This window comes from Candidatus Villigracilis sp., from assembly GCF_057083605.1.
This window is the reverse complement of the sequence record NZ_JBXMTI010000122.1, coordinates 67,562-93,714: the sequence shown is the minus strand read 5'-3', so window position 1 is coordinate 93,714 and position 26,153 is coordinate 67,562. Positions and strand designations below refer to the sequence as shown.

Below are 26,153 nucleotides of genomic sequence, written 5' to 3'. Positions count from 1 at the left end.
GCGGTGGTGGAATATCTATTCCACCACCGCGCTACTTCGCCAAAGGAGGAGACAGGAGGAGATTGTTGGAGGTGTCTTTGTTCCGTCTCCATATTTATATTAATCGATTCCACTTTTGCCAGCCATTGTTAAATGTCACAATTTGAATGTGATAATATTCACAAATATTTATAGTTTAAGCATGAATGCTCGCGCCTGTGAAATCGCATCTGCCACATTTGAATAACCTTTTATAGTGATCGCAGGGTCGGAATTTCCAGTGATCATTTTTGAAACCCTTCGCCCTTCTTGATATAAGCATAAGACCGGTTTGTCGATATTCAAGGCGAAGCCAATTTCATAACCTACCCCATGTGAAGGCATGCTCACTTCTGCGATCAACACGTCACAATTTTTTATCCAATTCACATCACGTTCATATACGGCTTGAGGTGTAAGAGCGCTTTCACTTTCCACTGCCTCTGATTGCACCAGGTGCGAGGTGGGAATCTCATGTCCATCCATCGATAGCGCGGCGACAATCTGCTGATAAGCTGCCTCGAATTCGCGCCCACCTGTAATAGAGCAAGCGAAGTAGATATTCATTTGTTTCTGGGCAGGCGTGAGAGGATCGAATTTTCCCGTTTTTTCTGAACGGTGGCCGTTGTTAAACCTGTGCGCATACTTTCCAACTCCGAGCTGAAGCGCATCCAGTCATTAACCAGAATCACAAAATGTGGCGTCTTATCTTTAAAGAAAAGCGGCGAAAGAAAAAAGCGTAACGATGATTGCGACATGGGAAAAGCATTCAATTCAAGCACAATAACGGTCATCTTTGCAATGGGCTGAATGATCTCCGCCCGCCACTTTGAAACGCTGTTTGGCGGAAACAATGCACCCATATTTGCTGAAGTTGCGCGACGAATCCTCTTGTATGAAATGTTGAGTCGTAAAAAAGGTGTGGCAAGCCTCAGGTGATCACTATAAGGTTGAACGTATGCGCTCTTGCGAATGATCAATAATAAAAACCCGATGAATATATTAAGCCCGCCAACGCCTACCATAGCCAGCCAGCGCCATTGCTCAACTCCGCGGTTGTATAAGGCCCACGCCACACCCAGTAATGCAAGCCCAAGTACAAAGATCGCGGGCCACCAACGATCGATCATGTGGGTGTATACAACCAATGGATAACGACGCCCGCCTTTTGCCATACCTTATTTATCCTTCTTTGACTTAAAACCGCTCTCGCTTCTTTTCGGCGCCTCGGCCTGGTTGCCGTTTAATTGAACGATCAACTTCCCGATAGCTTGTTCGAGGTGCTCACCCCGCAGGCTAAAGGTGATGTCGCCGCGAGTCTTTTCGATGATGCCGCGTGCAAGGTCTGTTTGGCGGCGTAGTCCGTTGGTGATCGCGTCGGGGTAATCCATAGTGACCATGACAGAATAGATTTCGTCCATGTATCCGAGCAGGCGTTCCACTTCGGTTGAATATCCATGACGGAGAATATCCAGTGTGCGGCGGCGCAATTCGCCGACGACTTCAGCCAACCCGTTGAGATAGGTTGATGGTTCAACGACCAGCTCTTCGGGAGTCTGAAGCGGTTCGTTCCGAATCAAAGCACATGTGACGTTCGCTTCCACGAACTCCTTGAGCGCATCCTGTGTATATCCTGCATAAAAAAGATCGGGGTAGGCGGCGAGGGAATCGCGCAATGTATCCGCAAGTTGACGCGCTTCTTGCAATTGAGTTTCCATTGTGTCTGCTTCATCACGATGGACGGCGCGAATGGCGAGGGAGCAGGCGCGTGTGAGCTGGCGGGCCTGTGCGAGTGCATGGTCGCGGGCTGACGTGCGTGCGTCAAATTTTTTTCTGATCTGTTCTGCAATGCGTTCAAGTTTTTCCATGTTACTCTTTGGGCGGTTCGGGCGGTTGTTGAAATGGGCGAAAGAGATTATCTGCGAGGGTGGAATTTATGGGAATGTTGATCTCGCCGAAGGCTGCTTCGTATCGCGCGATATTTTCAGTAAGTGCCCTTACCAATAGCTTGGCGCTCAAAGGTGTCATTACCACGCGGGACCGAATCTTTGCGTGTGGTTCACCGGGCAGCAGATGTGCAAAGTCAATTACGATGTCGGAAGGGGAGTGAGCGATGCGCGCAAGGTTGGCATAAACGAGTTCAAGATTGGCAGGAAGTTCAAGGGTGGGGCCAGTGGGTTTTGGAGGTGTTTGAGGAGTTGTCATTGGATGATCCAATATACTGTGCGGTAATTTTCAATCGGGGGCAAAGCCCCCGATTGAATGTATTGAGTCTAAAATGGAATATCATCTTCCGGGGGAAGCTCTGCCATTTCCATCCCGCCGCCACCGGAAACTGGGCCGCCTTCACCGCCTTCTCCACGAGAGGAAAGGAAGCGGACTGTGGATGCGGTTACTTCAAAAGATGCGCCGGCGGTTCCATCTTGTTTGGTCCAGATGCGCGGCCCACCTGTGGCTTTATCCGGTGTAAGACGTCCTTCAACCAATACTTTTGAACCTTTTTTGACATACTGATTGCATACTTCAGCGGTCTTACCCCAGGTGGATACGCGGAACCAAATTGTCTCTTTTATCTGTTCGCCATTACCGGATGTGTATTGGCGATTGGTGGCAACAGAGAATGAAGTAACGGCTTGACCGGATGGTGTGTAACGCATTTCAGGGTCTTTGCCGACGTTACCAACGATGATAATAGTGTGATACATGGGGGAGAAGCTCCTTGTGAGTTGAGGTACCCGCCGAACCGCGGCGGGGAAATAAGACAGTTCGTATTGTACTCGTACTTGCTTTATTTGTTAACGAGTGAAACGCAGCATGAGCTATACTTGTGCAGTAAGTAAGAAAGATCGGGGTTAATGTTGTCTTTTGAATTATTCCTAAAGAGGAAATAGACTGTTTGAGTATTGATCCGCTCACCAAGGAGAAAGTATGGACCTTCGCATCAGGCATTATGGCATCATTCTCTGTAATCTGATCACTGCGTACTTGCATCTTTCTCTTTATCCAGATTTCGGCTTTACCGTAAATGGCATCGGCTATCTCGCCTTGCTGGCAACTTACTTTTTACCCATCCCTCTCTTTGAAGATAAGGAAATTCATCTGATACTCTGGTGGGGGCTTGTAATTTATACTGTTGCAACGATCCTATTATGGGTATTCATTGGGGACATGCATTTTGTGGCGGGTACTTCGAGTGCGACGGGGTACTACGCCAAAACCGCTGAAATCTTTTTACTTGCATTCCTTTGGGCAGATAAGCCGAAATAAAGGAGTGTTTGTTTATTTACACAGTGTCGCATAATTTACTAAACCAGAGTTGTGATATTTACTCGCAATTTCCATCAAAAAGTTTGCTTATTTATGAGACAAGCGATAAAGAAGGAGAAAAACCATGAGACTTTCAGGTGTTCGTTACGGGATCATTCTTGCCGGGCTGGCAACAGCCTTATTGCACCTTTTCTTGTTTTCAAAAATGGGACTCGACCCCATAGTCTTGAACGGTTTAGGCTATCTCGGTCTGCTGGGTGCTTACTTTTTGCCAATCCCATTCTTTCAACAACGGCATAACCTGGTCTGGTGGGGGCTGGTCAGCTATACCGTGTTGACGATCATTCTATGGGTGATCATGGGAGATAAACAATTTGTGGCGGGCACATCCAGCGCGATTGGATACTACGCCAAGGCATCTGAGGTGGTTTTGCTGGCTTGTCTGTGGGCCGACAAGCCGAAATAGGATTTGAGTATTCAACGCAACATGGTGAGGATTCTCATCATGTTGCGTTAGCGCCTTTTTATCTGGCATCATTCTAAAGGCGGCGTTATTGAATGGAATGGCAAATCGAGTATATTGCAAGTGAACATATCCTCTACATAAAAACAAAGGGGATATTAACTACAGACTCTGCCAATTCAATGGTGAAAGAGATCGTTGTATCCGCCTCCTGCCATACTTGTGACAGGCAGATTGTCGATCACCGTGAAACGACGTTTGCATTAAATCTTTTTGAATATTATGAACGCTCTGAAATCAACGCAAAGATCGGCATTTCATATAAATGGAAAATTGCCATGGTTTTCAGGGAGCTAACGCAGCATACTCATTTTATGGAAACAGTATTTAGAAACAAAGGCTATAACTTCCGCCAGTTTGATGACTTTGAAGAAGCAAGGTCATGGGTATTGAGAAACTAAAAACGAAGGTGGTAAACCTTCGTTTTTAGTTCTATAAATTTGTGCGTGCCAACCTTCTCATGGCTGCCATCTGGCGTAGATGATCCACCTCGTGGGCGAGTAGGAGCAGTATCCAGGTTTTGTAAGTACAGACGCCAAATGCAGAACTTTTTTCGGTCTTTGCAGGGTCGTGAGAGTTGCGTGTTTGTTCGATCACAGTGTTGATCCGCTCGGTGGCTGCATTTATGCTGACGCGCAAATCATTAATGGGCACATTCTGTTTTGCACCTTCGCCAAATCCGCGTGCGGCCTCTACCAGATGGGGTAGTTGGCTGGTTGATATCTCCAGCAATTTGTTGTGATAAAACCCTTGTGTGTAGACCAGGTGAGTCACAGATTCGCTGATGGACCACAACGAATGCGCGGGAGAGGCAAACGCCGCCTGTACATCTGTGAGCGATGCCAGATTATCCAGTGTGCGTTCGCGGGTATGAAAAAAGGTTTCGATGAATTCATCCAGGGAGTGGCGGGAGGAAGCCTCCAGCCAGGTGATCTCTTTCGTGAAAGCGGACAGGATCAGGGGGTTCAGAGCGTCTGATGGGATCATGATGGAGATTTTATCCTATTTGAACCATCCAAAGCACGGGAACTTCCTGCCAGGACAGCCTGGCTCAATTTATATTCCCATGAAATCTCAAATGCTATAATGACTTATCTCTTATTCAGTAAGGAATTTTGGAATGACCATCAACTACCGTGTTGGGACAATCGAAAACTCGTTTTCAGTGTTCAAAGTATTTCTCAAGTCCATCATGGATTACAGCGAACGCATGAACGTGATGGCAATTACAGGCGGAAATGACCCTGAAAAGTTGGAATCACTTTGGGAGTCACGCAAGCCTATGTTTGATTTTCTGGCACAAACTGCATCTCAGTTTTGGGTGGCGGAAAAAGATAGTGAGATTTTAGGTTATGCACGCACCATTGAACATGACGGGCTCCAGGAGTTGACCGAGTTCTTCGTATCCCCGGACCAACAGTCCGCTGGAGTTGGAAGCGGATTGTTATCCCGCGCTTTCCCAGACTCTGGCGCGCGTTATCGCACCATCATCGCGACAATGGATGAGCGTGCCCTATATCGTTACATGAAGCTGGGCGTGCGCGGACGTTTTATGCTCAAGTATTTTTCTCGCAAGGCTGAAAAGGTAAAAGTACAAACTGACCTAAAGATCGAGCCTCTGAATCTGGATGCCCATCTCGAAAAAATAAATCTTATTGACAGAGAATTGATCGGTCATACACGCAGCGTTGTTCATCAGTGGCTTGCCAGTGTGCGCGAGGGATTTGTTTACCAACGCGGGAATGAGATCGTTGGTTATGGCTATGTTGGTTCAAGCCATGGACCGTTTGGGGTGCTGGATGATAACGATTTTCCCGCCGTGCTGGCCCACGCTGAAAGTTTGATGGCTGAAAAAGGCGAGGAGTTTGGCGCCTCCGCGCCTCTCATCAACAGGAAGGCGATTGACTATTTCATCGAGCATAAATATCAGATCGATTCGTTTTCAGCCATTTTCATGAGCAACGTGCCATTCGGGAAGTTTGAGAATTATTTGAATTTTGCACCGGAGTTCTTTTTGTGAGCATCCAAAAGAGGCTTTTTCTCAGGATGTTGATCTTTACATCCGTGTTGGTCGGTGCTTGTGGCTTAGCGGATAGCACTCCAACTAATGTGCCACTCTTACATCAATTACGGATTGCCAATACAGGTAAACAAGATATTGTGGGGTTGGTTGTTTTATTCCCTGGACCTACCTTTGATTCGAGTGCAAGGAAAATCCGCTTTGGAGATATTCCAGCAGGGACGAAGACCCCATATCAAGACGTTCCTGGCGGGGTTTACCCATATGCTGCATACGAATTTTTTTGGGATGACCGTGTAATAGTTCAATCGGTCACTGATTGGATGGGAGAAATACCGATGGATGGTGAAAAATTTACCTACCAGATAAGATTTGATATTCAATCGCCACAAATTGGTCTAATTGAACTGGTAGATGTCTCGGTTGATATTCCTTGACTATTGGCAAATTTTCGATTTATGCAACCTTATTTTTAGTTATCTATTATTTCCAAGCATAATCCTCGCCGCCCGTCTTCCAATCTCAACTGCGAAATTCGTACCGCGATCCCACGGATAGACCTGACTCATTGATGCAAAATATAAACCTTCAATCGGTGTTTGGATTGCAGGAATATTTTTTGAGTGATTCACCAAAGGTACAGGCTGGGCGTAATTGGTTTTATGCACCCAGGTCTTCTTAACCCAATCACGCTTGAATTCGGGGTTGAATTTTTGGAGGGCGGGGATAAATCTTTCAAGCAATTGTTCATCGCTCATCGAAAAATACTCATGGCCCACTTCCAAATAATCGCCCGCATACACAATATGGTCGCCGCCAAAATTTTCGGCTGGCACAAAATTGGTATGCTCCACCAGCGCCAAAAACGGATAGCCTTCATCCTTTGGCACATTGAACCAGTAATAGCCATCCTTCGACAATGCATGTTTGAGCGAAAGCGTCATCACTACTGCGCCCATCGATTTCAACTCCAGCAAACCTTTTAAATAATTTTCAGGAAGATCGGGACATAACTTCGCCATCAGATTGGGTGACGTGGTGACTAATACCTTATCAAAGGATTCACCGTCCACGCTCAAGCTTCCTGACGTTTGATCCTGCTTAATAGACTTGATACTAGCTCCAAGCCGAATCTCGACTCCCAACTCCCGAAGTTTTTCTGCAAACACATCCGCGAATTTTTGAAAGCCGCCTTCGAAGGTGCCCAGGCAAGTCGTTCGCGCTTTGATGCGGGCCCACATCCAGGCCATGTTGACATCTTTGTAGTATGGGCCAAACTTGCCGATCAACAGCGGCTTCCACATCTGCTCGTAGACTTGTTTGCCTGCGTATTTCATCATCCACGCATCGGCTGCCACTTTTTCCAGCGCGCGCCAGTTATTGGTGAGGCGCAAAAACAGCCCGACAAATCCAAAGCGGATCTTGTTCAGCCCAAACCCAAGTCCAGGAAAAAGAAGCGCTTTGAGAATCGAATCGAAAGGATACCATTTGTGTTTGTATAACATCACCGTGTAGGGACGGGGAAAACGCACCTTATCTTCCAGTCCCAACTCGCGGATCAAGCCTAGCATGGAACTATCCGATTGAAACCAGTGGTGATAGAACTTCTCCACCGACCAATCCCAATGAGGCTCCTTGAATCCGCTGGCCAGCCCGCCCACATAATTTGCTGACTCAAAAATGGTCACATCATGGCCTGCGTTTCTTAAGTCATATGCGGCTGCCATCCCGCCGAATCCTGCCCCAATAATTGCTATTTTCATTTTTCCTCGTTTTGACGTTTAAACGTTCCAACGTTTAAACGTGTTAAATTTCTGTTTCTGTTCTCAACGCATCGCTCCACTTGACTCCCTCATGCGCCAGATAATACGCGCCTAAAATTGTGATGGGAAGCCAGAGAGCAACATGCAAAGTGAGTGTGTATCCCGCCGCGGTGGCCTGATCCACCCCGTAAGCTGTGAGAACCGCGATACCTGGTGCATCAAATGTGCCGATATAGCCCGGCGCGGATGGAATGGTGGTGGCCAGGTTGACGATGCCGTTCATCAACATCAGCGCAAAGAATGAGACATTGAAATCGAAGGCGTGCATGACGAACCAATACTTGCCCGTCTCCAACAGCCAGATGATGACCGAAGTAAAGAAGACCATCAACACGTTAAGAGGGGAACGGAGCGAAGCGATTCCATCCAGAAATTTATTCATGGTGCTAATGATTTTCGTATGCAGGCGTTTCGGGGTCAATCGTTCGACCATCCATAAACCAAATTTTGCGGTGGTGTGCGGGAACATGGCTGCCAGCAGAAAGACGCCGAGCGCGCCGAGGAATATCCCCGTGCCGATGATAGCCACTTGTTGAATATTACCCACGAAACCAGATGCGCCAGTCAACTTTGCCAGCTCGGATAAATTGACGAATATAAATGCGAGCATGACGACGCCGTCAAAGATGCGTTCCACGATGATAGTTGCAAGCGAAGCGGAGACAGATACACCTTCTTTGCGTTTCAGGATCACAGCACGTAATACTTCACCCGCGCGAGCGGGATAGATATTATTACCCATGTAGCCAATGGTGGTGATGGGAAACATGGTTTTTGTGGGAATCTTCTTGATGGGGCCAAGCAGATAATGCCAGCGCCAGGCTCGAATCCATACGCCGATGAAATATACACCGATGCCCGGCAGAAGCCATATGTAATTTGCTTTTTGTACTGCTGTCCAGAAATCTTCCAAATGAAGGCCGCGCAGGGCAAGCCAGATAAATATGATGCTGATGAGCACCCCAAGCCAAAATTGCCATTTTTTCATAGGCGCTGATTGTACCAAAGGAAAGGATGAAGGATGGAAAGACAAAAAAGAGTGTTGATATCCTTCGGCTATAATGACTTGGCATAATTAAATCAAACAATTGAGGTAAGTGCTTCACTTTTGTGTCATCCTGAGGGAGCGCTTTTCGCGACCGACACCGTACCTGCGTTCGGTGCAGGTGAGGATCTCATTTGCCGAGCAAGAGATGCTTACCCGTTCGGGCACGATGTCGGGGAAAACACCCTCAGCATGACACGTTATTTTTTAGATGGTGCTGGAGCAATTTCAATTGATTACATATAAGGATTTTCCATGAAAAGATACTGGATAAACAGCCGTGACTATATTCTGATCGCGATTGCTTCTGTGATTCAAGCCATCAGTTTGCGCATCTTCTTTGTGCCTGCAAATTTGGCTTCGGGAGGTGTGAGCGGCATCTCGCAGTTGATCAATCATTTCACTGGCTGGCCCATTGGTTTGATGGTATTGATTGGTAACATACCTTTGTTTTTACTGGGCTGGCGTTTCCTCGGCGGACGTCGCTTTGCCATGCGGACTGCATTTGCAATCGTCACTTATTCTTTGTTCACCGACCTGATTTTGAAAACGCCATTCTTCGCTCCCGATGGTGCAGCGACTGCGCTTATCAATGATCTGAAAGGCGATATTTTTCTTAACTCGTTGTATGGCGCGATCATCAGCGGATTTGGTTATGGGCTGGTGTATCGCGCACGCGGAACAAGCGGCGGCTCGGATATTCTGGCGCGCATCCTCAACAACTGGCGCGGCATTCCCATGACACAAAGTTATTTGATCGTGGATACAGCAGTCATCCTATCGGCGGGATTTATCTTTGGCTGGAAACAGGCTCTGTATGCGATGATCACACTTTATGTGAGCGGCATCGTGGCAGAGACCATCCTCGAAGGCGGCACAACGGTCCGCGCAGCCATGATCATCACCTCAAGAGCGGATGACATTTCTGAGCGTATATTGGTGGATATGGAACGCGGAGTTACTTATTTGCAGGGGACGGGCGCATACACAGGTACATCCCGTCTCGTTTTATATTGTGTAGTTTCACGTGCCGAGGTTGCCACCTTGAAAACCATTGTTCATGAAATGGATCCCGAGGCCTTTATGGTGATCGGGGTCGCGCACGAAGCCCTGGGGGAGGGATTCATGCCGTTGAAGGGAAGGTAAAGGAGCAAGAAGTAAAAAGTGAGAAGTATTAAGCCCTCCGAGTTTCTTGAAAACTCGAAGGGCTCTCTTTTACTTTTCACCTATTACTTTTCACTTTCTTTTTATATACCCAAACTGATTCAACATATTTTGATTATCGCGCCAGTCTTTTGAAACCTTCACGCGCAACTCGAGAAAAACTTTTCGCCCGCCCATCTCTTCGATCTCTTTGCGAGCCGCGCTCCCAATCGACTTGAGCATTTTGCCGCCCTCGCCGATCACGATTCCCTTTTGTGATTCACGTTCCACAAAGATTGTCGCTGCGATGTAAGCCATGCCGTTCTCGCGCTCCTTGAATTCATCGATGCGAACTGCGAGGCTGTGCGGCACTTCGTCACGCAGTTGGATCAAACAGGCTTCGCGCAATAAGTCTGCGGCGATGTCGCGTTCATAGGCATCTGTCACTTGTTCTTCGGGATAATCGGGAGGTCTCTGAGGGAGGAGCTGGATCAGAGTCTCCAACAATTCGCCCAGCCCAATCCGTTTCGTTGCGGATATTTTCATAACAGTTGCCTGCTCCAACAATTTGACATATTCCTCGCTGCGAGCGGATTCCTCGTCAGCTTTGAGAATGTCTATTTTGTTCAGGACCAGCAATCGGGGAGTATGAGGCGAAACACTTTTGAGCAGATCAGCGATTCGGATGTCGTCATCTGTTGGTGAGGAGGATGAATCCACAAGCCAGAGGATCACATCCACACCCGCCAGGGCTTCTTCGGCTTCATAATTTAGGAACTCACCAAGTTTATGGCGGGCTTGATGGATACCGGGCGTATCAACAAAAACGATCTGTGCCTGCGGCAATGTGAGAATGCCAAGTTGACGTCGGCGTGTAGTTTGCGGGCGCGGCGAAACGGCTGTGATCTTTTGACCCAGCAGCGCGTTAATCAGTGTGGACTTGCCAACATTGGGACGGCCTATGATTGCGACGAAACCAGAACGATGGGTCATGCTTGTTCCACTGGGTTGGCAACTGACGTGCGGGGATTCCAATTTGCAATCGCCAAGCTGCCGATGATAAATACCGCACCCACAATAATTTGCCAGGTGAGTGTTTCATTAAGGAAGATGGTGCCAAGCGTAACACCGCCCAATGGAAATAAATAAGTGACCATGGTGGTGCGGGTTGGGCCGATTTCGTGCATCAAATAAAACGCTATCAGGAAGGCAAGACCCGAACCGAAGATACCGAGCCAAAGCAGGGCGATCCATGTGATTGGCAGGGATGGAATTTTAAGCGGAGCTTCAAAGAGGAATGCAGCCAATCCCATCACCACCGTGGCAGAGATTAGAGGTCCCATGCTTCTTAAGATGCCAGGCGTATCTTCGGTAAACTTGCGGACGTAGATGGAACTGCCTGCATAAAAGACGCAAGCGAGGATGACGGCTAACTGCCCCAGGATCGAACCGAAGGATGCGCCGATATCTTTGCTCATGAGGATCACCACACCAGCAAAACCAACCAACAGACCCAGCACTTTCGGGGTTGTCATTTTGTCATCGTCCAACATGAAGTGCGCAGCCAAAATAGTAAAGAGTGGAACGGTTGCATCAAGGATGGAGGCAACCCCTGAGTCAATTGATTTTTGACCCCATGAAATGAGCAGGAAGGGAATGGCGATGTTGGTGAATCCCAAAACAATAAGAGGAGTCCATTCTTTTACGGTGCGAGGCAAGGGTACGCGCTGGATGGCGATAACAACAATCCCAAACAAAAGACCAAAGAAAGCGCGAAAGGCAACGAGTGTGAAAGGACCGATTTCTCGAAGTCCGATCTCGATCCACATAAAGGATGAGCTCCAGATGAGGCCGAGGGTGATAAAGACGATCCAGTGTTTTGTTTTCAACTATTCTCCTTATTTATTCACCGCAGATCCCCAAAGGGGACGATGTGAACGCAGATATACACAGATTTAATCAGCAGTTTTTCTGATCACTTTCATCTGTGTTTATTTGTGGTTAGATCTTTTTTACCAGATAGTATTCACCCCGTTCGAAGCCGCGATCCAAATAATAGTTGCGCGTTCCGATGGCTGCAATGACCGCCAGTTTCTTATACCCATTTTCTCGAGAAACTCTTTCTGCTTCTTCGAGCAGACGTGTGCCAAGCCCGGCGTGCTGGGCAGCTCCCGTTTTTTCAGAACCGACTTCAAGGGACTGTCCGTACACATGCACTTCGCGGATTAACGCCGCGCCGTCCAGGTCAGAAATTCCTGTTTGCGGTGAATCAGCCTTCGGCAGAGAGAGGCGGATAAAACCCGCCAACCCATCATCGGGTGTGATGAAAGAAATGAAATGTTCCTCGGCTGGGCCTACATTGTAGGTCTCGTCATCCAGGCTTAGATCAGTTGAGTCTACGCTTTTGCCGCGCACTTCACGGCAGCGGATGCACTGACAGCGTGTGCCGCGCTTTTTCATTATTTCCTGAATATCCTGCCGCAGACTGGTGCGGGTGTTTCCTTCTACAACATTGTTTCCAGGGATATCCCGAATGACGCGATTGACCCGGCAATAGCGCGGAATGGTAGGCTTGATTTCTGCAATCAACTCCACAAGGTCTTCGGTGGTGTAGGGATGGAATTCACCGCGCTGCCAATATTCGTAAAGTTCTGCATTTGCCAGCAATTGATTTGGATAAATTTTTATTTCATCGGGGCAGAAATCCTGCCAGAATTTTGCGAAGTCCCTACGGTCCGATTCAGGAGTCGCACCCAATAGATTCGGCATCCAATGCAGGACGATCTTGAAGCCGGCTGCGCGGAGCAACGCGGTGGCTTTGCGAGTACATTCCACATCGTGACCGCGTTTATTGATCTCCAGGATATGGTCATCAAAGCTTTGTGCGCCCATCTGCACTTTTGTCACACCGAGGTGACGGAGCCATTTGATCTCATCGGGATTGATCTCGTCCGGGCGGGTTTCGATCACCAGGCCAACGTTGCGGTGGGGGGCGGTTTCGTTAAGAGCTTGAGCTATCCGCAGATCATGCAGATTTGACAGATTTTCTTTTTTGTTTTCTGCATAATCTGCTAAATCTGTAGATGGATTTTCATTTTTGATCTCATTCATCGCGTCGAAACAGCGTTTGACAAACCACTCCTGATAGTCACGGCGATACGACGACCACGTCCCGCCGAGGATGAGCAGTTCGATCTTATCGGTTGGGTGACCCAAATTTTTTAATGCGCGGATGCGGGCGTGTACCTGCTCATAAGGGTCAAACTCATGCTCAAGCGCGCGCATCGCACCGGGTTCATCGGGCAAATAGCTCTTTGGCATCCGAACGTCTGTGGGGCAGAAAATACACTTTCCGGGGCAGGGATATGGCTTGGTTAACACAGTCACTGTGGTAACACCGGAGAGAGTCCGCATGGGTTTCATACGGATGCGTTCAAGCAGAACCCTGTCAGGCTCGATGGTGCCGGTCTCCACCATTTGGTTGTAAGCGGCAACCAGTGCAGCTTTGGTGAGGTAACCATCATCCAAAGGATGGCTGCGCAATGCACGCATCACATCACTGCCTTCGCGGATCTCATCCAATACGTGATGAGCCAGCGCAAGCTTTTGCGGCGTGAGGGTGTTGATATGTCTCCAGCGTTTCCGTTTTTCGGTAATTTCCATAAGTGAGCAATAATTCTAATAAGGATATGTCAAGCTGACTTAGAACAAAATCAATATGCCAGTTTTATCATCGTCACCAAGCATCTGGATGGATTCATAATTTTCACGAAGAATAGTTTCAATATCCTTGGTGGAACAATTTCCCCGCCGAATCCAAATAATTTTTGGTGGAAAACCTTTTACTACTCCCAATTCGCTAAAATCCGCGTCTTTGGTAACAATCATATAATCATGGTCATGAGCGTACTGCCAGATTTCGATGTCCATGACGCTACCCATTCCCAACGCGGAAACATGTACAGAACCCGGATAAATATCAGCAAGCTGATCCACAAGACGGGGTGATATATTGTGGTCGAATAGCAGTAATTTCATGGTTGAACGACAGCCATCATACGCTCACGGGCTGCGGCAAAGCTCAAACTGGCGAGAATGTCTTCCCGTGTCAGATACGGGAAGTCTCGAACGATCTCTTCTTCCGTCATCCCAGATGCAAGATATTCCAGGATGTCGTAAACGGTAATTCTCATTCCGCGAATGCACGGCTTTCCACCGCGTTTTCCAGGTTCAATGGTAATTATGTCTTTGAATTGCATGTTTCACTCTCCAGCATAGATGAATAACTAAGGCATTATACGCCAGCCTGTTCATCTTCTTTTATCTCAATCCGAAATTCATTTTTTACTTCCGCAATATCCTTCTTGCGGAACATATCTGTATGCAGGCCGCATTCCACTTTGCCTTTGCCAGACCAACGGCCGGCACGTTCATCGTCGTTGACTCCAATTGCAATGGTGCAGGGAGCACAGCCCACACTACGATAGCCTTTCTCGTAAAGAGGATGCGATGGCAGGTGATTTTCTTCCGCATATTTCTTAATGTCAGCCTTCGTCCAATTCAAGAGCGGGTTGACCTTCAATAATCCATCATCCTGTATTTCCAAAATCCTGGCATGCGCCCGCACAGAAGTCTGGTCGCGGCGGATTCCACTGATCCATGCTTTGATATCCTTCAACGCTTTTTGCATCGGCTGGACCTTGTGCAAGTAACAGCATAAGTTTGGGTCTTCCTGCGGCAGGTTGCGAGTGTTCTGACGGGCGAATACGTCCCAGCGATGATCGCGGTACAAGTCAATCACATTGATCATCCATTCCGCAGTGATATACTCGCGGAAGATCAATGTCTCCCAAAAATGATAGCCCGTATCCAGGAAGAAAACAGGGACGCTGCGTTTGAGGTTCGCCACCATGTGCAAGAGGGGCATGGATTGCGTTTGAAAAGACGAACTCATGGCGATCTCAGGCCAGAACGTATCCGCTGCCCATTGGATGATCTCTTGCGGGGGTTTCGTCTCGAATTCTTCTGAAAGTCTCTCGATCTCTTGCACCGATAACATGCCGAGATTATACCGTTTATAATGCCGTCATGAACTCCGCCACAGCCGAGCGTTTGCTTACAATCAACCGGGAATTTTACAAACACTTCGGCGATTCCTTTTCCGCTACACGTCAAAGATTGCAACCCGGTGTGAAAAAGATTCTGGGCAGTATTAAGGCCGATGATTCTGTTTTGGATTTAGGATGCGGCAATGGGCATTTCCTGCATGAGTTGATTCAACGCGGTCACAAGGGCCCGCTTCTCGGCCTGGACTTTAGTCTGCCTCTGCTTCGAGAAGCTGAATCCATACCGGGGGTTGAGCTTCGGGAAATGGATTTGACGCAGCTATCAGCATTCAGCGATCAGCTTTTAGCGATTCATGGTCAGTCGTCCATCGTCACAATGTTTGCAGCACTGCATCATATTCCATCCAACAAAATTCGTTTGGATATTTTGCAGACCGTGAAAAAATTACTAGAATCAAGTGGGAAATTCATTCTGTCCAATTGGCAGTTTTTGAACAGCGATAGGTTGAAAGCGCGAATCCAGCCGTGGAGTCGGGTTGGCCTTTCAGATGAAGATGTCGATGAAGGGGACTATTTACTCGATTGGCGCAGTGGCGGCGAGGGGTTGCGGTACGCGCATCAATTTTCAGTGGAGGAACTGCTTGGGTTGGCCGAGCAGGTTGGGATGAGTGTGAGCGAAAGCTTTTTATCCGATGGGGAAAATAGCAGGCTGGGTCTGTATCAGATTTGGAAATCCATTTGATCAACGACTAACTGCAACGCGATTACGACCCCTGTGCTTTGCTATATACATGGCCTGGTCGGCGCGCGCGATCAGCATTTCAAGGCTGGTTGTATTTTCATCCCTGCAAGCCACACCCAGGCTTGCAGTTACATTTAATTCCAAGCCTTCGTTGGTTTGAATGGGTTTATTTGCAATCGCCGTGCGCAGGCGTTCAGCCACGATCAAGCTTGCGTTGATGGGGGTTTCGGGCAGAAGGATGATGATCTCCTCGCCTCCATAGCGGCCTACATAATCTATTTCACGAATACAGTTTTTGCAGCGGTTCGCAACTTCGCGCAGAACCAAATCGCCGACTGCATGACCATAGGTATCGTTTATGGATTTGAAATGATCGAGATCGAGCATCACCGCCGTAAACGCGTGATCCAAACGAATTGACCTTGCAAACTCAGTCTTCCCCAATTCGAACACACCGCGCCGATTATATAGACCTGTCAGTGGATCGGTGACCGCCCGGTTCTGAGTCTCCTCGAAGATGCGCGCATTTTCCAATGCAATCGCAACTTGGCTGGCGAATTCAGAAGCGATCTTTATATCTTCTTCAGTGAAATGATTTGGCATGGCACTGTCGATGGCTAACAGCCCAATGGTGCGATCCTGAAAGATGAGCGGTACACCAAGCCATGAATGAATGTGGTGACCAGAGGCCTCGTTGAAGACGGGATAATTCTCATCTACTTCAGGAATGATATACGACTTCCCAGATTCAATCACTATTGTGTTGGGGTTATCCCCCGGTATTTTGAAGCGTATGCCCAGTACAGAGTCGGGGTCTGCAAACCCGCTGCCGCCAATGATCTCCAGCTCATGATCCATCAGTAATTGCACCGAGGCGCTATCGTAGGGAACGACCTGATTAAGCTGCTCAAGGATGCGCGTAATGGCATCTTTTGTTTCGAGCGTCTCGGTAATCGCCACGCTGGCTTTCCGTAACGTTTCAGAAGTGGATGCCCGCTTCTGGGCATGTTCCATTGCCTGGAATTTTTCGAGCGCAAGTGCAATCAACGCAGATGCCTGTTCACTGACCGAGATTTCATCCGCTTGAAAGTGGTGGGTTTTATTAAAGGCCAGGATCACCGCGCCCAGTTTCTTTCTTATGGCAATCAGCGGAAGCACGAGCACGGATTGGGATGGAAAATTTTGTATAACACGCGGGTCCACATAGGACGAGGTGCTGGTATCTTCAACCACCAGCGTATGACCCTGCTGCAATACAGATTCGGTAAATGTGCGCTCACCCGGTTGAATCTTTAGCGAAGTGTAGGTATCTTTTTGCGGCCCGAAAGCGGCCAGGGGAATGGCGCGTTTTTTTACATCGTCCCATAATGTCAGGAAACATCCATCTGCGTTGATCAATTCCCCCAGCCGATCAACCACGCTTTGAGCCATATCGTTGATATTGCCCGCTTGCAGGGATATTTTAACGATCTCATGCAACAGGTTCAATGCACGCTGGCGGCGGATCAACTTTTGTTCAGTGCGGGCGCGCGTCTCGGCTGAGCCAAAAATATTGGCGGCAATATGGAGAGCTTCCAACTCTGTGCTGCTCCAGCGCCTTTCATTGCGACATTCTTCGAATACGATGAAACCCCACCATTGTGTATCTACAAATATAGGCATGGCCGCAATGGAAATACTTCCGCTTGATTGAAGATACTTCTGTTCACTTTCGGGGAACTCCCTCACCACCCCGAAAACAGGCTGTCCCTGTGAAAGCATATTTTCCCATCTACCCAAACCAATTTCGCGCAGGAGCACATGCTGAAGCGCCGGGTTATTGATTTGTGAATCAATAGCAGGCGCATCCCATTCATAGCACAAACTGGAATAGATCAGACCATCATCGCCTGTGTAATTCATCGCTACAAATACGCGGCTCACATTGGCCGCCTGCCCGATCTTTTCCAACACGCCGGGTATATTAGGTTCCCAAAGGCTTTCCCTCAGGAATTGTTCCGCGGCCAAGCCAATAGCAGACATGATCGACTCACGGCGGCTCAAAGCCATCTCGGTCTCTTTGCGCTCCGTAATATCATGCAGGATGATCAGGCTGTCTGAACTGGCCTGACCCTGGATGAAGTTCAAGCTGGAGAGGGGAGAGACGCTCACATCGTAAACTTTGGCCTGCTTGCCCTGCCCGATCATGATCTCAGCCCGATGCTCTTCTCCGCCTATGTATGGTGCCAGCTTTTCCGCAAATATTTCCGAACCGTAAGCCAGAGGCTGGCCGATCACATCGTTCTCTGTACGGTTCATTAATCCTTCCATCGCCAGGTTGATATATCGAATACGCTGGTGCTGATCCAGAACGATCACCCCTTCTTTCATATTCTTTAAAACGGTGAGGTGTTCAAGAGGCAGAACTTCCAGCAGGCGGTATTTCACGATTGCCCATGAAAGCCCGAGTGCTGTGGGTAAGAAGAATAATGGTGTGAGATCGAGGCTTTCGATTGGGTTGATGCCTGAAAGAAAAATAAAATTGCCACCCAACGGAAACAGGATGCCCAAAACAACCAGGCTGATCTGAACGCGGTAAATACCCGGCCTTTGGATCAACTCCATAATGAGCAGGATGCTTGCGATTATCAAAAGTGCATATAAAAAGGCCACATGCAGCCAAAAGGACGGCCCATAGTTAAGCTCAAGCAGTTTGATGCCAAAAGTTTCGATGACGGTTTCCGCATCCCACATCAGGTGGTGATATGGGTTTGTCCACACTAGAAGCAGCCCTAATATAGGTATTGCCCAGATCAATAGCCTTGTGCGCAGGGTCAGCAGATGGCTTTTGCCCATGAATTCAATTGCGAAGAATAGAAGAAAAACAGGGATGGATACAATGCCGAGGTATTCAATATCTACAAAAAATAATTTTGCACCCAGTTCAGGGGAGGATATCTCGAGGCCATATGAGAATGCCAGAATCGACAGGCCCAGCATGGCCCACGCAAACGGAGTGACAGCCACAGCCGGCCGCTTGCGCCAGGCATATAGCCCCAGCCACGCATAAGGGATCGCGGCCAGCAAATATATTAAAGGAACATACAGGTCAAGGCGATTTAGCATTGCATTCTTTGAAGCAACTCAAGTTGCTTCTTTGATATAAAAATAAACGTGTCACCCTGAGGGAGCGTGTTTTCTGCGACCGAAGGGTCTGTGTTTACGATGCCAGAGATGCTCATCGCACTGGCGTACGGCGCCAGTGTCGGGCGAAGAGCGCCCTCAGCATGACACAACAAGAGTAGAGTGGTAAGTTAGGTTACCTTAATCATTTGAAGCTATAAATAGGCCATATTTACCACATAATCTCATTGAACTTCTTTTTGTAATTACATAGTATCGCACAATTGACTAAATCAGAATTGTGATTTGCTGGCAATTTCCATCAAAAAGTTTACTCATTTATGAGGCAGGCCATACAATAAAATTCGCGCCTGTTTCAAGACGCGAATTGCGAAACTCTTTTATGTGACTACTTGCTGGGGAGCCACAATATACTGCCACCAGTTGTTGTGTATCCCGTTTTTACGCCCTGCCACACGCGGAAAGTGATTGAACCACCACTTGTGATGTGCGCGAGTATCGCCGCTGCCCCATTCCGCAGGGCCGACCATTCGCACATCTCCTTTAAAATTAGGGAAGTTCAACTGCCAATCGTAGCATTCGCTGTTCACGAGCGCAGGGTTGTTCCAATCGTAATCCTGCTGGCTATTGGGCGCAAAGTGGATATTTCCGCAAGAGGCCTTGCCTGGCGCGACCTTTTCATATTGCGTGAAGCGTTTCCATAAGTTTGCATCACCTTTTAATTTGCTAAAGGTTTTTTCCATGATCGATTCTGCGCGGTGACCAAATGCCTCCTCCATCTCGCCGATATGTCTTTCGTAGGAAAACCCCATAATGACAAAGCGGCGTTTACTGGCTGAAGTATTGACCAGTGGAGGCGCGTTGCACCAGAATGCGCCCGGCCCGCCCATCACTGATTCGTAAAACCCGGCGTGTGGGAAACCAAAGATCCACACTTCGTCGATTTCATTCCTTGCAACACGCTGCAGGATATTAAATTTACTGAGGATGGCCTGATAATTAATTTCCTGTGGCACGTGTGGAGAAGTTATGTGGTGCATAACGTCCATATAGGTTTGCGGAGTGTATCGAAAGCCATCCGTCTTGGCGGGGAATTCATCCACATCCACGCGTTCCACGATCTGAAAGCGGGCCATCCCGCCGCTGACTTCGAGCATATCGGTCATAAAGCCAGTGACCAAATCGGCGGTGCGGAACCACTTTTGTTGCTGCGAGAGTTTAGTCCCTGTGGCCTTATCCATAACAGGGTCATATACGATCAGGAGCACCTTGCTCTGTGTGATCTGGGCGGGCTCGGTGATGCTATCTGCCGGGTATTTGGCGGGTATAAACAATTTCAGTAATGAATCTAATAAGCCGGGCATAAACTCTCCTTTGGATCAAGGCATGTTCAACGCAAAATAGACCTGACCATCCACTGCCAGATATAACACGTGATTGGGGCTGACAGTTACAGCACCCACCGGCCCGGACGGGATCGGGTTGGTTGGTCCCGTTGTCGGACGGAACTGGTTTTGTAATTCAAGTGAACGCGGTGCAAAGCGCAGTACACCTTGTGTATCTGCATCCAATAAAAGAATGGATTGATCCGGGGGCGCTGCGAAAAGCATTTGTGTAAAGTGGGCTGTGCCGAACAGGTCAATATCCTCGTAAGCTTTAAATGGATTGACCAGCGGGAGCGGATCCTGGCATTGCGATGAACTTGATTCAATGCGGCTGTATGAGCAATTGGAGAGACGCCCATCCGCGTGAAGCATATATAGTTCATCACCGGATACGATGAAATCAATTACATCCTGTGTTGGGGTTTGCTGGCCGAAGAAGAAATACGGGCGGTCCACATAAGTTCCATCTTTTCCGTTATAGACCCATACGGCGCGTGCAGGCGCATCCAATACATACAGGTTGCCGTTATCCAGTGTAAAGGCAGTGACACGTCCCCAGTTTGTATCTGGTGGAGGCAGAGGGATGGCTTGCGCCAACTGCCCTGGTGCGCAATATAAAAGATTTCCGCCCGCATCGATACCAAGCAAAGTGGCATTGATGGAGTTGAGCCCCGGCAGTGCCAGGATATCCACCAGCGGGCCGACAGTGTAATTGCCATAAACGCCGGGCTTGCAAGTGAAAGTTGTATCCACCTCAAAGCCGCGTCCACCGCTGGCTGGAGCAGCGCGCAATACTTCCCCAGTAGCTGCATTGAGCACGAAGAGATCTGTTTCGCTGGCGGCCATACGGCTCACGTCAATACCAAGTTTGGTGCTGAATGCAGCGTTGAACTGCATCCGTGTGATGCCAAGCAGTTGATCGAGGTTGGATTCAGCTTCCTGGCGCAAGATGACCGTATCTGATGTCTCGCGGTGTGATTCCGCGATCTCTACATTCAATAAAACATTTTCCCAGGCGATGCGTTGTTCCACAGGGTTACTGAGTGAGACCGCCTGGTCTCGCATCTGCTGTGCCTGACTCAAATAGGTGTCATATTGTTCACTACGTCCATAACGCAGGTAGACAACAACTAAGATAGTGACCACCATCAAAGGGATCAGGATCGCCATGAAAAGCATCAAAGATGAGGTAGGAACTGGAGACTCAGATGCCTCGCTTTGTGGCAGGAGACGCGGGAGGAAATTTCTAAATTTTTCGCCAAGCGTATCACCCAGGCGGCGGGTGGATTGAATTCCAGTTGCAATGGCTTTGGCAGTTTGCCGCGCTCGAACAGAAGGTTCACGCGCAGCTTCGGGCTGGTCCATTTTTTCAGGAGTTGAAATTTCTTCTGGCCCATTATCTTCTTCAACCTCAAGAGCAGCGGGTTCAATGGATTCTTGCGGAATATTTTCCACAGGTTGTGACCTGGAATACGGTGCTCTCGGAATGGATGAAGGAAAATCGCGCGGGGTGGTATTGCGCGGCAAACCTGCCAGCGGAGTAGTGTGAGTTTGCTCTTGTGGAAACGATTCTTCCTGCTGTGGTGGGATAGCGTATGCTGAAGGCTGCAAAACGTGTGAATGGATTTCAGGGGTTGAATCAGTTTTGTCCTCTGCTGATTCAGATGGCTGAGTCTGAACTGAGTCGGAAGGCGCATCCTGAGCTGTGTCGAAGGGTTGGGGTATAGACTCAGCTTCCTCGTGGTGAGGCAGGCTTGAGGTTACGGAAGGAGGCGGTGTTTCATCTTCTTTTTTCGGTTCTATAGATTCAATAGTTCCCTTTAATAAATTCAAAGCGCCTTTACCATCTGTGGCTTGGATCAAAACTGCGTTCAAGTCTTCCCTTGTCAATGTGGAAAGACGGCGGCGCATGGCATCTAATGAAGATGGACGAGAGTCGTTCAATGTGCTTTCCCATGCGCCTGGTGCTCTTCCAAAAAATAGCATACGATCCCCGGCGTTCAAAGAGACCTGGGCATAATAAATACTTGTGCTTTGGCTTGTGCCCAGCCCTTTACCTGATGATCCAGGCTCGTGAATATGGCGGGTTTCATTTTGACCAAACCAATAAGCGTGCATGGGGCCGCTCATTGAAATGGTGCATTGTGAATCGCGGAGCGCGGCAAGTGTGAGCCATCCATTTGCATATTGACCCCGCCCGCTGGTGGACATGTTGCGTTCGAGTAAATTTTTATTTACATCTTCTGTTGCGGCGCGCAGTGCGCTGGTGAGCGACCCCGAAGTTTTATAAAAAACGTTTGCCGCATTTTGTGCCACTTGCATATATTCTGTCGATGAAAAAACAGCGTTGCCTGTCAATAATAAATACACCACCAGCCTGTCTTGTGTACGGATGCGCGCAGCAGATTGCGGCGGTGATTGCACAAGCAAGCCGGGCAGGCTGGCGATTTCCTGTCCATTCATTCGATAGAGAGGTGCAAGTGTAATGTCGAGAGCCATGTAAGAATCAACCTTAAGCGCCTATCAGATGTATGCGTTTCACGAAAACCTCTGGAGTCGGGCAGCTTGCTGCCCGAAATTTCCATCAGCTTGCTGATGGAATCCAGAATCATACTCTACTGATTATAACTGGTAAAATTTGGCGGCTATGGAATATAAACTTCATAAAAATTTTTCGGAAATAACTGCGCAGGAGTGGAATGACCTGTTGAAAGACTCGGTCAGTGACACTCCTTTTTTGCGCCACGAATATCAATCCGCCTGGTGGGAACATCGCGGCGGCAGTGAATGGCTGAATGCAGAACTTATCCTCGTCACTGCGTGCGAGGATGGAAAGCTAATTGGCATTGCTCCACTATTCATTTCAGAATACGAAAACCAACCTGCACTTCTTTTAATTGGCAGCATTGAAATTTCTGATTATCTGGATTTGATCGTACGGATGAATGACCACGCACGCTTCGTTACAGGATTATTGGATTTCCTCGCTTCCGATGAAGTAAGGGCGGGGTCATCCCGCCCCGACAATTGGTCTGCCGTCGATTGGTATAACCTCCCCGATTCATCCCCAACCCTGGCCGCGCTCAAAGCTGAATCTACAGCCCGCGGCTGGGCTCATCATGAAGAGATGTATCGTCCCACCCCACGCATCGCCTTGAATGGCGACTTCGAAGAATACCTCTCCCGCGTAGAGAAGAAACAACGCCACGAGATCCGCCGTAAAATGCGCCGCGCCGAAGAAAGCGGACGAGGTGTGCGCTGGTTCATCTCCGATATGGCTGACCCCGAAGCTGAAATTACCCAGTTTTTTACACTGATGGAGCATGACCTAAACAAAGCGAGTTTCCTCACCGAAGTAATGCGTGCCCAAATGCGCGCGGTGATCCTGGCTGCACATGAAAATGGCTGGCTGTGGCTGGCCTTCCTCGAAGCGGATGGTCAACGGATAGGAGCCGCCCTTAATTTTGATTACAACAATAAGTTATGGGGCTATAACGCCGGAGTCAACCGCGATTTTATGGACCTTTCCCCCGGCTGGGTCTTGCTAAGCTATATTTTGCAGTGGTGCTGCGAAAACGGACGCTACGAATTCGACTTCATGCGCGGCGATGAAGAATATAAATATCGCTTCGGCGCTATGAACAAGTATGTGATGCGCGTAAAGTTGACTCGTCCTTAAGTTTTATTGCATATGCGGCTAACTCCACAGCTCACTAATAAAAGACACTCAATATCCAAAAAGCAGCAACGGAAAGAATCATAAAAGCCAGATAGGGAAGGGCTGCATACCATAGCCCTTTCCACCAACTGACTTTTAATTCATCTTTAAAGGCAAAAGATTCATAAAAAATCAAAAGCAGGGTTCCCAGGGTGGCAATGGCGTAGATACCGATTAAGTTTATCGCTGTAAAAACAAGTGCTACATAAATAAATTGTGCGGGAGTCACCAAATAACATTGGATATAGAACAATCTTTTTAATCCCGAACGTTTAAGCGGACGTTTGTTCAACCATTCCAGCCAGACCAAATAGATCAAAAGCGAGATTAGGGTTGTGAGCGTACTAGTGAGTAAGTTACTTTCCGTTAATTGCGCCAGCGATGGATTTAGTTTCAGTGTTAAGTCTGTCATCCAGGTGAATAGCGCACTTGGAAACACCGCAACCAGCAGAAAAAATAGTGTCGGAGATAAATATTCATCGAACTGTTTTTCAGGTTCCTTCCCCCATTCTTGATTCACATACTGCACCATCAAGTGCGGGCGGAATACGGCACGAAATACGGTCTTTGGCAGCAGAAGTACCCAGACAACAATCTCATATACCAGGTCTTGCAGAGATTGAATGATCTTAAGAAAGTCCATATTCTGTCCTCATTGATAATTCGCATTGTGTGCCCACGCTTCGGCTACGAGCGGGAACTTCGTCCTGAGCTGAGTTATCCGCCGCCGCTGACTCCACCTACAATCCCACCCTCCGTCAACTTACGCAAATCACCTAACGCAGATTCAATTTCATCTGGCGTTACGGGACGATCTTCATCACGGTGCTTTAATGCTCCTGCCTTTGCCTTCTCAATTGCCAATGCTTTAATAGAAGCATTCAATGCGAGCGCCTCTTTTACCAGTGCGGCTCCTTGTGAATATCCAATCACGGGGTTCAGCGCCGTCACGATGATCGCATTCTTTGCTAGCCAGCCTTCTGCTTTTTCGCGGTTGGCGGTTACACCTTTTACAGCGCGTTCGGTAAATGCGTTCACCGAGCCAATGATTACCTGCATCATCTCGAACAGGTTATGCGCGAGGATAGGCATCATCACATTCAATTGCAATTGTCCCGCCTGTGCCGCCATTGCTACCGTAGTATCACAGCCAATCACATGGAACATGGCCTGGTCAAGCATCTCAGCCATTACAGGATTCACCTTACCTGGCATGATGGATGAACCAGGCTGAACGGCGGGCAATCTAATTTCGTCGAACCCGGTTGACGGTCCAGAAGAGAGGAGGCGGAAATCGTTTGCGATGCGGATCAATGTCAGTGCCAGAGTCCGCAGCGAGGCAGAGAAGTCCGCCGCATCTGCCATCGAATTCATCGTCTCAAATAGATTATCGGAAACGACCAATTGCAAACCAGTCAACTCGGATAATTTCTTCACCATGTGGGCATGATAATCAGGATGCGCGTTCAAACCTGAGCCGACAGCTGTTCCGCCGATCCCAAGCCTGCGCAACCCCTCAGCCGACCTGCGGAGGCGTTCTGCATCACGCTGAACTGCCTTTGCATAGGCGCCGAACTCCTGACCCAATCGCACAGGCACTGCATCTTGCAGGTGTGTTCGACCTGATTTAACGATCTCATCAAATTCATGCGCTTTGACCTCAAGCGCGGTTTGCAAACCTTGCAGCGCATTTAACAATTCATCCAAGCGCCACAACGCACCAAGACGGAGCGAAGTTGGAATTACATCATTTGTAGATTGCGCCATGTTGACATGGTCATTGGGGTGGACATAATACTTGCCGATCTCCCCGCCCAAAATTTGAGTGGCGCGATTCGCGATCACCTCATTCGCATTCATGTTATGACTCGTCCCCGCGCCAGCCTGAAAAGGTTCAACCACAAATTCCATGTCCCACTTTCCATCCATCACTTCCTCTGCTGCCTGTGCAATAGACTGGGACAATTGTTTTGCAGTGAAATGCTTACTATCCACATCACGATCATTGAACAAACCTAATTCAAAGTTCACCAGCGCCGCGGCACGTTTTACAGCCGCAATTGACCAAATGAAAGCGCGCCAGGGGCGCAATCCGCTGATGGGGAAATTTTCCACTGCGCGCTGAGTCTGCACGCCATACAAAGCTGATGCGGGAACCTGCATCTCACCGAGTGAATCTTTTTCTTTACGAAAATCCTGTGGGGCCATGTTATCTCCAGGTACAAGAGTTTTTTCTTATTTTACACCGTTCCCAAATTCAATGTCTTTTGCTCTTGGGAG

The 26,153-nt window shown here is 48.4% G+C and carries 27 protein-coding genes; 8 read left to right on the top strand and 19 right to left on the bottom strand.

The window, feature by feature from the left end:
• Positions 1 to 168: 168 nt before the first annotated feature.
• From AC14M5_RS18675 to AC14M5_RS18655, 5 genes are all read right to left on the bottom strand, one after another.
• Complete coding sequence (locus AC14M5_RS18675; RefSeq protein ID WP_484031219.1) at positions 169 to 585, bottom strand: nucleoside 2-deoxyribosyltransferase; 417 nt, start codon at positions 583 to 585, stop codon at positions 169 to 171.
• A complete protein-coding gene (locus tag AC14M5_RS18670) occupies positions 582 to 1,193 on the bottom strand; it encodes a hypothetical protein (protein ID WP_484031218.1) in 612 nt (203 codons plus the stop codon). The genes AC14M5_RS18675 and AC14M5_RS18670 overlap by 4 nt, the downstream gene beginning before the upstream one ends.
• Positions 1,194 to 1,196: 3 nt before the next feature.
• Positions 1,197 to 1,886, bottom strand: a complete 690-nt coding sequence (locus tag AC14M5_RS18665; RefSeq protein ID WP_484031217.1) for a haloacid dehalogenase — start codon at positions 1,884 to 1,886, stop codon at positions 1,197 to 1,199.
• A gap of 1 nt (position 1,887) precedes the next feature.
• Positions 1,888 to 2,223 (bottom strand): DUF3467 domain-containing protein, encoded by a 336-nt coding sequence (locus tag AC14M5_RS18660; RefSeq protein ID WP_484031216.1) that lies wholly within the window; start codon positions 2,221 to 2,223, stop codon positions 1,888 to 1,890.
• A gap of 68 nt (positions 2,224 to 2,291) precedes the next feature.
• Positions 2,292 to 2,723, bottom strand: coding sequence for a single-stranded DNA-binding protein (locus AC14M5_RS18655; RefSeq protein ID WP_484031215.1), 432 nt, complete (start codon positions 2,721 to 2,723; stop codon positions 2,292 to 2,294).
• A gap of 223 nt (positions 2,724 to 2,946) precedes the next feature.
• Between AC14M5_RS18655 and AC14M5_RS18650 the strand changes: the two genes are divergently transcribed.
• The 3 genes from AC14M5_RS18650 to AC14M5_RS18640 all read left to right on the top strand — a co-directional run bounded on the left by AC14M5_RS18650 (position 2,947) and on the right by AC14M5_RS18640 (position 4,209).
• On the top strand, positions 2,947 to 3,285 hold the full coding sequence (locus tag AC14M5_RS18650; protein WP_484031214.1) for a hypothetical protein: 339 nt from the start codon (positions 2,947 to 2,949) through the stop codon (positions 3,283 to 3,285).
• Positions 3,286 to 3,409: 124 nt separating this feature from the next.
• Positions 3,410 to 3,751 (top strand): hypothetical protein, encoded by a 342-nt coding sequence (locus AC14M5_RS18645; RefSeq protein WP_484031213.1) that lies wholly within the window; start codon positions 3,410 to 3,412, stop codon positions 3,749 to 3,751.
• Positions 3,752 to 3,843: 92 nt separating this feature from the next.
• The gene (locus AC14M5_RS18640) at positions 3,844 to 4,209 is read left to right on the top strand and encodes a hypothetical protein (protein WP_484031212.1); all 366 of its coding nucleotides are present in this window, start codon (positions 3,844 to 3,846) and stop codon (positions 4,207 to 4,209) included.
• 31 nt (positions 4,210 to 4,240) lie between these two features.
• Here the strand turns inward: AC14M5_RS18640 and AC14M5_RS18635 are convergent, their stop codons facing one another.
• On the bottom strand, positions 4,241 to 4,795 hold the full coding sequence (locus AC14M5_RS18635; RefSeq protein ID WP_484031211.1) for a DinB family protein: 555 nt from the start codon (positions 4,793 to 4,795) through the stop codon (positions 4,241 to 4,243).
• 133 nt (positions 4,796 to 4,928) lie between these two features.
• Here AC14M5_RS18635 and AC14M5_RS18630 point away from each other — a divergent pair, with 133 nt between their 5' ends.
• Together AC14M5_RS18630 and AC14M5_RS18625 are read left to right on the top strand one after the other, a co-directional pair.
• The gene (locus AC14M5_RS18630) at positions 4,929 to 5,828 is read left to right on the top strand and encodes an N-acetyltransferase family protein (protein ID WP_484031210.1); all 900 of its coding nucleotides are present in this window, start codon (positions 4,929 to 4,931) and stop codon (positions 5,826 to 5,828) included.
• Positions 5,825 to 6,265: a hypothetical protein gene (locus tag AC14M5_RS18625; RefSeq protein WP_484031209.1), complete on the top strand. Its 441-nt coding sequence runs from the start codon at positions 5,825 to 5,827 to the stop codon at positions 6,263 to 6,265. Before AC14M5_RS18630 ends, AC14M5_RS18625 begins: the two co-directional genes overlap by 4 nt.
• 39 nt (positions 6,266 to 6,304) lie before the next feature.
• Here AC14M5_RS18625 and AC14M5_RS18620 read toward each other — a convergent pair whose 3' ends face one another.
• Complete coding sequence (locus AC14M5_RS18620; protein WP_484031208.1) at positions 6,305 to 7,591, bottom strand: NAD(P)/FAD-dependent oxidoreductase; 1,287 nt, start codon at positions 7,589 to 7,591, stop codon at positions 6,305 to 6,307.
• A gap of 43 nt (positions 7,592 to 7,634) precedes the next feature.
• Complete coding sequence (locus AC14M5_RS18615) at positions 7,635 to 8,639, bottom strand: lysylphosphatidylglycerol synthase transmembrane domain-containing protein (RefSeq protein ID WP_484031207.1); 1,005 nt, start codon at positions 8,637 to 8,639, stop codon at positions 7,635 to 7,637.
• A 312-nt stretch (positions 8,640 to 8,951) separates the two neighbouring features.
• On the opposite strand from AC14M5_RS18615, the gene AC14M5_RS18610 reads away from it, so the two are divergent.
• Entirely contained in the window at positions 8,952 to 9,842 is an 891-nt protein-coding gene (locus AC14M5_RS18610; protein ID WP_484031206.1) for a YitT family protein, read from the top strand.
• Positions 9,843 to 9,932: 90 nt separating this feature from the next.
• Here the strand turns inward: AC14M5_RS18610 and era are convergent, their stop codons facing one another.
• From era to AC14M5_RS18580, 6 genes are all read right to left on the bottom strand, one after another.
• Complete coding sequence (era, locus tag AC14M5_RS18605) at positions 9,933 to 10,832, bottom strand: GTPase Era (protein ID WP_484031205.1); 900 nt, start codon at positions 10,830 to 10,832, stop codon at positions 9,933 to 9,935.
• Positions 10,829 to 11,728: a DMT family transporter gene (locus AC14M5_RS18600; protein ID WP_484031204.1), complete on the bottom strand. Its 900-nt coding sequence runs from the start codon at positions 11,726 to 11,728 to the stop codon at positions 10,829 to 10,831. Before AC14M5_RS18600 ends, era begins: the two co-directional genes overlap by 4 nt.
• A 112-nt stretch (positions 11,729 to 11,840) precedes the next feature.
• A complete protein-coding gene (locus AC14M5_RS18595) occupies positions 11,841 to 13,502 on the bottom strand; it encodes an elongator complex protein 3 (RefSeq protein WP_484031203.1) in 1,662 nt (553 codons plus the stop codon).
• 39 nt (positions 13,503 to 13,541) lie between these two features.
• Positions 13,542 to 13,877, bottom strand: a complete 336-nt coding sequence (locus tag AC14M5_RS18590; RefSeq protein ID WP_484031202.1) for a DUF5615 family PIN-like protein — start codon at positions 13,875 to 13,877, stop codon at positions 13,542 to 13,544.
• Entirely contained in the window at positions 13,874 to 14,098 is a 225-nt protein-coding gene (locus AC14M5_RS18585; protein ID WP_484031201.1) for a DUF433 domain-containing protein, read from the bottom strand. Before AC14M5_RS18585 ends, AC14M5_RS18590 begins: the two co-directional genes overlap by 4 nt.
• Before the next feature lie 35 nt (positions 14,099 to 14,133).
• Positions 14,134 to 14,898 (bottom strand): phosphoadenylyl-sulfate reductase, encoded by a 765-nt coding sequence (locus AC14M5_RS18580; protein WP_484031200.1) that lies wholly within the window; start codon positions 14,896 to 14,898, stop codon positions 14,134 to 14,136.
• 29 nt (positions 14,899 to 14,927) lie between these two features.
• On the opposite strand from AC14M5_RS18580, the gene AC14M5_RS18575 reads away from it, so the two are divergent.
• Positions 14,928 to 15,647 (top strand): class I SAM-dependent methyltransferase, encoded by a 720-nt coding sequence (locus tag AC14M5_RS18575; RefSeq protein WP_484031199.1) that lies wholly within the window; start codon positions 14,928 to 14,930, stop codon positions 15,645 to 15,647.
• Here AC14M5_RS18575 and AC14M5_RS18570 read toward each other — a convergent pair whose 3' ends face one another.
• The 3 genes from AC14M5_RS18570 to AC14M5_RS18560 all read right to left on the bottom strand — a co-directional run bounded on the left by AC14M5_RS18570 (position 15,648) and on the right by AC14M5_RS18560 (position 22,654).
• Positions 15,648 to 18,752 (bottom strand): histidine kinase N-terminal 7TM domain-containing protein, encoded by a 3,105-nt coding sequence (locus AC14M5_RS18570; protein WP_484031198.1) that lies wholly within the window; start codon positions 18,750 to 18,752, stop codon positions 15,648 to 15,650. It abuts the gene before it with no gap.
• Positions 18,753 to 19,150: 398 nt separating this feature from the next.
• On the bottom strand, positions 19,151 to 20,134 hold the full coding sequence (locus tag AC14M5_RS18565; RefSeq protein ID WP_484031197.1) for a hypothetical protein: 984 nt from the start codon (positions 20,132 to 20,134) through the stop codon (positions 19,151 to 19,153).
• Positions 20,135 to 20,149: 15 nt separating this feature from the next.
• Positions 20,150 to 22,654, bottom strand: a complete 2,505-nt coding sequence (locus AC14M5_RS18560) for a hypothetical protein (protein ID WP_484031196.1) — start codon at positions 22,652 to 22,654, stop codon at positions 20,150 to 20,152.
• 148 nt (positions 22,655 to 22,802) lie between these two features.
• Here AC14M5_RS18560 and AC14M5_RS18555 point away from each other — a divergent pair, with 148 nt between their 5' ends.
• Entirely contained in the window at positions 22,803 to 23,834 is a 1,032-nt protein-coding gene (locus AC14M5_RS18555) for a GNAT family N-acetyltransferase (protein WP_484031195.1), read from the top strand.
• A gap of 34 nt (positions 23,835 to 23,868) precedes the next feature.
• Here AC14M5_RS18555 and AC14M5_RS18550 read toward each other — a convergent pair whose 3' ends face one another.
• Positions 23,869 to 24,516: a hypothetical protein gene (locus AC14M5_RS18550; protein WP_484031194.1), complete on the bottom strand. Its 648-nt coding sequence runs from the start codon at positions 24,514 to 24,516 to the stop codon at positions 23,869 to 23,871.
• A gap of 74 nt (positions 24,517 to 24,590) precedes the next feature.
• The gene (locus AC14M5_RS18545) at positions 24,591 to 26,081 is read right to left on the bottom strand and encodes an aspartate ammonia-lyase (protein ID WP_484031193.1); all 1,491 of its coding nucleotides are present in this window, start codon (positions 26,079 to 26,081) and stop codon (positions 24,591 to 24,593) included.
• Between the last annotated feature and the right edge of the window lie 72 nt (positions 26,082 to 26,153).

Bases quoted from the DNA above. Each gene is read 5' to 3' on its own strand.
- AC14M5_RS18675 (WP_484031219.1), bottom strand. From the start codon at position 585: ATGAATATCTACTTCGCTTGCTCTATTACAGGTGGGCGCGAATTCGAG.
- AC14M5_RS18670 (WP_484031218.1), bottom strand. From the start codon at position 1,193: ATGGCAAAAGGCGGGCGTCGTTATCCATTGGTTGTATACACCCACATG.
- AC14M5_RS18665 (WP_484031217.1), bottom strand. From the start codon at position 1,886: ATGGAAAAACTTGAACGCATTGCAGAACAGATCAGAAAAAAATTTGAC.
- AC14M5_RS18660 (WP_484031216.1), bottom strand. From the start codon at position 2,223: ATGACAACTCCTCAAACACCTCCAAAACCCACTGGCCCCACCCTTGAA.
- AC14M5_RS18655 (WP_484031215.1), bottom strand. From the start codon at position 2,723: ATGTATCACACTATTATCATCGTTGGTAACGTCGGCAAAGACCCTGAA.
- AC14M5_RS18650 (WP_484031214.1), top strand. From the start codon at position 2,947: ATGGACCTTCGCATCAGGCATTATGGCATCATTCTCTGTAATCTGATC.
- AC14M5_RS18645 (WP_484031213.1), top strand. From the start codon at position 3,410: ATGAGACTTTCAGGTGTTCGTTACGGGATCATTCTTGCCGGGCTGGCA.
- AC14M5_RS18640 (WP_484031212.1), top strand. From the start codon at position 3,844: ATGGAATGGCAAATCGAGTATATTGCAAGTGAACATATCCTCTACATA.
- AC14M5_RS18635 (WP_484031211.1), bottom strand. From the start codon at position 4,795: ATGATCCCATCAGACGCTCTGAACCCCCTGATCCTGTCCGCTTTCACG.
- AC14M5_RS18630 (WP_484031210.1), top strand. From the start codon at position 4,929: ATGACCATCAACTACCGTGTTGGGACAATCGAAAACTCGTTTTCAGTG.
- AC14M5_RS18620 (WP_484031208.1), bottom strand. From the start codon at position 7,591: ATGAAAATAGCAATTATTGGGGCAGGATTCGGCGGGATGGCAGCCGCA.
- AC14M5_RS18615 (WP_484031207.1), bottom strand. From the start codon at position 8,639: ATGAAAAAATGGCAATTTTGGCTTGGGGTGCTCATCAGCATCATATTT.
- AC14M5_RS18610 (WP_484031206.1), top strand. From the start codon at position 8,952: ATGAAAAGATACTGGATAAACAGCCGTGACTATATTCTGATCGCGATT.
- era (WP_484031205.1), bottom strand. From the start codon at position 10,832: ATGACCCATCGTTCTGGTTTCGTCGCAATCATAGGCCGTCCCAATGTT.
- AC14M5_RS18595 (WP_484031203.1), bottom strand. From the start codon at position 13,502: ATGGAAATTACCGAAAAACGGAAACGCTGGAGACATATCAACACCCTC.
- AC14M5_RS18590 (WP_484031202.1), bottom strand. From the start codon at position 13,877: ATGAAATTACTGCTATTCGACCACAATATATCACCCCGTCTTGTGGAT.
- AC14M5_RS18585 (WP_484031201.1), bottom strand. From the start codon at position 14,098: ATGCAATTCAAAGACATAATTACCATTGAACCTGGAAAACGCGGTGGA.
- AC14M5_RS18580 (WP_484031200.1), bottom strand. From the start codon at position 14,898: ATGTTATCGGTGCAAGAGATCGAGAGACTTTCAGAAGAATTCGAGACG.
- AC14M5_RS18575 (WP_484031199.1), top strand. From the start codon at position 14,928: ATGAACTCCGCCACAGCCGAGCGTTTGCTTACAATCAACCGGGAATTT.
- AC14M5_RS18570 (WP_484031198.1), bottom strand. From the start codon at position 18,752: ATGCTAAATCGCCTTGACCTGTATGTTCCTTTAATATATTTGCTGGCC.
- AC14M5_RS18565 (WP_484031197.1), bottom strand. From the start codon at position 20,134: ATGCCCGGCTTATTAGATTCATTACTGAAATTGTTTATACCCGCCAAA.
- AC14M5_RS18560 (WP_484031196.1), bottom strand. From the start codon at position 22,654: ATGGCTCTCGACATTACACTTGCACCTCTCTATCGAATGAATGGACAG.
- AC14M5_RS18555 (WP_484031195.1), top strand. From the start codon at position 22,803: ATGGAATATAAACTTCATAAAAATTTTTCGGAAATAACTGCGCAGGAG.
- AC14M5_RS18550 (WP_484031194.1), bottom strand. From the start codon at position 24,516: ATGGACTTTCTTAAGATCATTCAATCTCTGCAAGACCTGGTATATGAG.
- AC14M5_RS18545 (WP_484031193.1), bottom strand. From the start codon at position 26,081: ATGGCCCCACAGGATTTTCGTAAAGAAAAAGATTCACTCGGTGAGATG.